Source organism: Natronomonas sp., from assembly GCF_046710025.1.
Lineage (GTDB): Archaea > Halobacteriota > Halobacteria > Halobacteriales > Haloarculaceae > Natronomonas.
Genome location: NZ_JBKEGK010000203.1, coordinates 1 through 4,730 on the forward strand (window position 1 = coordinate 1; position 4,730 = coordinate 4,730).

Consider the following 4,730-nt stretch of genomic DNA (forward strand, 5'->3'; position numbering starts at 1 on the left):
TTCGACTCGTCGATGATTGCCCGCCCGGGGACGTTGTACCTCGCCGGCGAGTGACCGACGCGGCCGTAGCTCGAGTACGTCGACCGGCTCGCGAGCTGCTGGTAGTCGACGTCCGGCCACCGACTCAGCGAGAAGTCGTCGACGCCGGCGTCCGTCGCCATCTCGTACAGGGTCGGGACGATCTCGCTGGTTGAGCAGACCAGGATTTCCGGATCGTGTGCGTCAAGCGCCCCCTGGACGGCGGTCAGGAGATCCGTCGGCGAGCCGGTGACGGTGTCGCCGGCGACAGACAACTCCCCATAGACGTCGTCGCTCGTTTCGGTCACCGGAACACCGAGCCGGAGCGTCGACAGCTCGCTCGCCGGCGTCGGATCGGCGCCGATCTCCAGACAGTATCGGAACTCTCGCGAGAAGTCGACGTTGAAGCAGGCGAGATCCCCGACTGGATAGGCCGACAGCTGGCGTGCCTGCCGGGCGAGTGGGGTGACGCGGTCGATGTGGGCGACGTCGACCGCGAGAACAGTCTCCTCGTCTCGTCGAAAGCCGGGGCGTCGCGCAACCATCTCGGTCGCGACGACGTCCGGGTGCTGGTCGTACACTGACTGGAGGGTTGTGTGATCGAGGTCGGTCGCTGGGTCGCGAGCGGCGACGTAGAAGCGTGGGGTGTAGTCTTGGCGCTCGGTCGCGACGGCGCCGTCGGCAGTTGCCTCCCACTCCAGGACGCGGCCGTCGTCCAGAAAGTCGATAGTAAACTGCCCCATCCTACTCGCTCACGGCTTCGCCGTTCGCTTCGTTGCGGGTGGGGCTTTCGCATGGACTCCCGTTCTGTCCGCCGTCGGCGGAAGGCTCGTAATCGCCATTCACGTTCAACGTCCCGCGATTCAAGCGCACGTTTACGGGTGCGCCTCCGCCCGACGACTTTTGCGCCGAGCGGAGATACTTCAATCCGATATTCTTCGCCGCGTTGTAGTCCGCATGGGGGGAGTATCCACACTTCAGGCACTCGAATGCGTCCTGCCCGTCCGAGGTTGAACGGTTGTTCTCGTGAGTGAAGCCGCACTTGGAACACCGCTGGCTCGTGTACGCAGGACTCACCTGTTCGACCGAGATGCCGACCACTTCGACTTTGTACTCGACGTACTCGAACAGGCGTCGAAACGCCCACGCGTGGAACTTCTTTGCGTTGGGCATCCGCTCACGAATCCCGGTTAGGTTCTCGAACGCGATCACGTCGCAGCCATACTCGACGGCTTCCGCGACGAGTTCCTTGGAGACAGTGTGTAAGAAGTGATCGTAGCGGCCCGTCTCAGTACGTCCGACCGACTGGATGGTTTCGTGGGCGGACCGTGTGCCGCGCTGGTGGAGTGACCCGCGCCGCTTCTCGAACTCACGGTGCCAGTGATTCAACTCCGACCCGTTCCAGAATGTCCCTGTGGAGGTGACGGCGATGTTTTCGATGCCGAGGTCAACGCCGAGGACTGTGCTGTGCTCGCCGTTGCCGTCGTCGGCAGTCTCGAACTCCACGTCCGCCTTTGTTCGGACGTGAAGGTAGAACTCGCCATCGCGGTAGTGCAGTTCTGCGCCCGTCACTTCGTAGTCGTCATTGTAAAGATACTCCGAGTGTGGTGTCTCGCGGTTCTCGTCGGGGAGGACGTATTCAGCGGTAATCCGTCCTTTGACGGTCGAAAGTGTGGCGTGGTCGTCGTTGAACGTCGCACACCGCTTGTCGTAGACAAGCGTCGGCGCGGAGAAGTTCGGCTTTCCCGCATAGTCCCCTTGCTTCCACCGGGCGACAACGCTCTGTACGGCGTCGGCAGCTTTGTTGCGAGCGTTCTGGACGAGATTCGCTTGCAGCCGAGACTTTGCCCGCACGTCGTCATAGGTTTCGCGTTGGAGTTCGGCTTTGCTCGTAGTCTTGTACTCGCCTTGCCACGCGTGGTCGACGACGTAGTTGGCGGCCCACAGGAACTCGGAAATGGTATCGTGGAGGAGGTCGGCGTCGCTGTCGGCCACATCGAGTTTGACGGGGACGGTGCGTCGGACCTCCATCCGTGTTTCAGATGTATGCATGTGTCTTTATAATCGCCACGATTCGGTGGGAGTCGGTAACCCATCGAACGTGGATGGAACAGTATCGTGTCGGTTTCCCTCTCCACACAATCGCTCGCTTCGCTTGCCCCGTGAGGTCGGAAGCTCCACCTTGCATTACGCTGAACGGCATTGTCACGGGTTCGAGTCCGGTGGGGCGCTCTCTTGGTCATCGCTCGCTGTGATCGCGGCCTCGAGTTCCTCGAGGCGTTCCTCGTGGTCGTCGAGGCGGGCCTCCTGTTCGAGATCGATGCTGAGCAGCGCCGGCAGCAGCGGGTTCTGGTGGTTCAATAGCCCGCTCGCGTCGGCGTGCTCGCGGGCGTACTCGAACAGTCGGTCGAAGCGCGGCTGGTCGCGACGCCGCAGTGCCCGCCGGAACTCCGCCCACCGCTCTTCGATGGCCCGGAGCGCATCCCGGTACGTCGGGTTCGTGCGTCCCATCGCTATCGCCCTCCTGTACCGCTCGCCGTCCACGCATCGAGCAGGGGATCCGCGGTGGCCGCCACCGTCTCACCGTCAGCGGTGACGCCCGTCCCGACGCCCTCCGGGGTCGACGTCGACGGCGCCGGCGTCGTCGGTTCCACGCCGACCTGCGTGGCGCGGGCCGCGAGCAGCTGCCGCCAGTACGCGAACGTCGTCTGGTAGTACGCGCCGTCGTCGACGGGATAGACGAGCGTCTCGAAGTTCTCGCCGACGACCCGTGGCCCCATCCGGGTTTGCTCGCACTCCAGATGGTGGTCGGCGACCGTCGCGACTGACTCGGTGAATTCGTTTCGTTCGTTTCGCGTAACGAGCACCGGGATGTCGTACCCATCGGCGTAGGTCGCCAACCGGGCGAGAGTTCGGGCCTGGAGGGTTTCCGCGTGGGTTTCACCGAGAGTATCGTCGGCGCGGTACTGGGTGTCGACCGCCGGCACGACGATGAGGGCGGGTGTGTGTGGCGACGTGTCCTCGTCACGACTTGGTTCCCCTCGACCGGCCGCCCCGGCGTCGGTGGTGGATATCTGGATCGACTTGTTCACTGCCGTCGGGAGATCACAGACGGCGCCGTAGTGCTGGTAGGCGGTAAATCCGCGTGCCACGTGGATTCGGTTGAGCAACCGTTGACTGGGCGCGATCTGAGCGAGTGTCGTCGTCGTTGCGTGTCCGTTTGCGTCGACCCAGAAGGCGGGCCCGTCGTACAAGAGGAGATGGTCGAGTACGAGCGACTGCAGGATCGGGACGCCGCGGCCTCCCTCGACGTCGAGCAGGGTGATGCCGTCGTCGAGCTGCGGCAACAACATCCCGTCCGTGGCCGGATCGGCCTGGTCAGCGAGGGACCGATTGCGGTCTGCGCCCCGTGTCGGCTGGTCCACCGCCAATCGGTTCGATGTTGAGTATTCTCCCATACTCGACTAGTTGTCTACGTTCCCGATAAGCCGCGGCGTGGCGCTTCCGCGTTTCAGGGAAGGGCTGGAAGGTATGTAGAACCGGACTCAGGCAACGGATTTCTGCCCTCGTTCGACCGTTTCCGAGAACGTTTCCAGAGAGGAAGGCGGACCGCATCGTGGGATTAACCAACAGTCCGGGGGACCACAGCTCAATTGTTGGTTAAGACTCTCCGAACCCATAGTGATCTCGGCCTCACGTAATTCTGTTGCGGCCCCGCATATTCCCCGAGCCTACGATCTGATGTGATCGACGATTGTTCTCAGCGCGGTTACATCGTCGATATTGTACTGTTTGAGTCGATCCCAGTCTGGTTCTTCGCCGTCGAGCAGATATCGTGTGTACTTGCTCCCGACCACAAATCCATCGACGGTCGGATCTTGATATTCAAAGCCGAGTGCGCTCGCTACGACGTCCAATTTATGCCGATTGAAGGGCCCGAAGAGTTCCTGTTGTGCAGTTATCCCGAGGTCGTGTGCTCGCTCCAGATGGTTGATCCCCTCAGTGATGCCGTGTTCGTCGAATCTGCGACTGAGACACTGTTCGTCGAAGTAGTTCCCTCCGTAGTAGATGATTGGTTCGGAGCTGTGCTCATCAAGGTACTCAGATAGCTCCTGGAGGAGTGCTGATTCGTCGTCCGGGTCGAAGAATTGTCGGTAGGCATCGTTCTGGTAGCTGTAGGTGCCGATCAGCCAGATTCGGTCTTGCTGCAGGTCCGTCTCTATGTCTAAGAGGAGAGGCTCCGTATCGTGAAGGTCGTTGAAGACGGATTCGTTTAGAATCACGACCTCATCGTTTTCGAAAGCCTGTCGATGAGCAATCCACCGGTCCACGTGCCATGATGAGGCTCCAGGGAGGGCTTCGAGTTCGGTACGCCGTTCTTCGGTAATCCCATCTGGGCTAGTGATCCCTAACTCACTGAACTGTTCCACTCGGTTTCTCCCGACTTGGACGAGATCAGTCAGCCGGCTCCCTAGCAGATGGCGAGTGTCGTAGAACTCGTACTCGATAGACTCGTTCGAGGCGTCGATGGTGATGAGTGCGTATCTTCCTGGGTCGTCTACTCCGTCGTGGGACGCAATATTGATCACCGCGCCGTATTCGAGGGTTTCAGCTCTGCCTCCGAATTGATGGCAATGACCGCAGACGGTGACCGGGGGCTGGATGTCGTCTATGAAGCTCCTGACGGCCTTCGACCCGATATGTTGTTGCCC

Annotated in this window: 4 protein-coding genes and 1 pseudogene; all 5 read right to left on the reverse strand. The window is 61.3% G+C overall.

Annotation, left to right across the window (positions count from 1 at the left end):
• Positions 1-761, reverse strand: a pseudogene (locus ACI944_RS11930) (DNA polymerase I); the annotation flags it as partial.
• 1 nt (position 762) lies between these two features.
• Complete coding sequence (locus ACI944_RS11935) at positions 763-2,049, reverse strand: RNA-guided endonuclease InsQ/TnpB family protein (protein WP_411715291.1); 1,287 nt, start codon at positions 2,047-2,049, stop codon at positions 763-765.
• A gap of 174 nt (positions 2,050-2,223) precedes the next feature.
• Positions 2,224-2,529 carry a hypothetical protein gene (locus ACI944_RS11940; RefSeq protein WP_411715290.1) on the reverse strand — a complete coding sequence of 102 codons (306 nt, stop codon included), beginning with the start codon at positions 2,527-2,529 and terminating at the stop codon, positions 2,224-2,226.
• 2 nt (positions 2,530-2,531) lie between these two features.
• Complete coding sequence (locus ACI944_RS11945; protein WP_411719273.1) at positions 2,532-3,476, reverse strand: hypothetical protein; 945 nt, start codon at positions 3,474-3,476, stop codon at positions 2,532-2,534.
• A 273-nt stretch (positions 3,477-3,749) separates the two neighbouring features.
• Positions 3,750-4,730, reverse strand: a 981-nt coding sequence (locus ACI944_RS11950) for a ribonuclease H-like domain-containing protein (protein WP_411719274.1), incomplete at its 5' end; no start/stop codon positions are given.

Excerpts from the sequence above, each read along its gene's own strand:
- ACI944_RS11935 (WP_411715291.1), bottom strand. The coding sequence starts at position 2,049 with ATGGAGGTCCGACGCACCGTCCCCGTCAAACTCGATGTGGCCGACAGC.
- ACI944_RS11945 (WP_411719273.1), bottom strand. The coding sequence starts at position 3,476 with ATGGGAGAATACTCAACATCGAACCGATTGGCGGTGGACCAGCCGACA.
- ACI944_RS11940 (WP_411715290.1), bottom strand. The coding sequence starts at position 2,529 with ATGGGACGCACGAACCCGACGTACCGGGATGCGCTCCGGGCCATCGAA.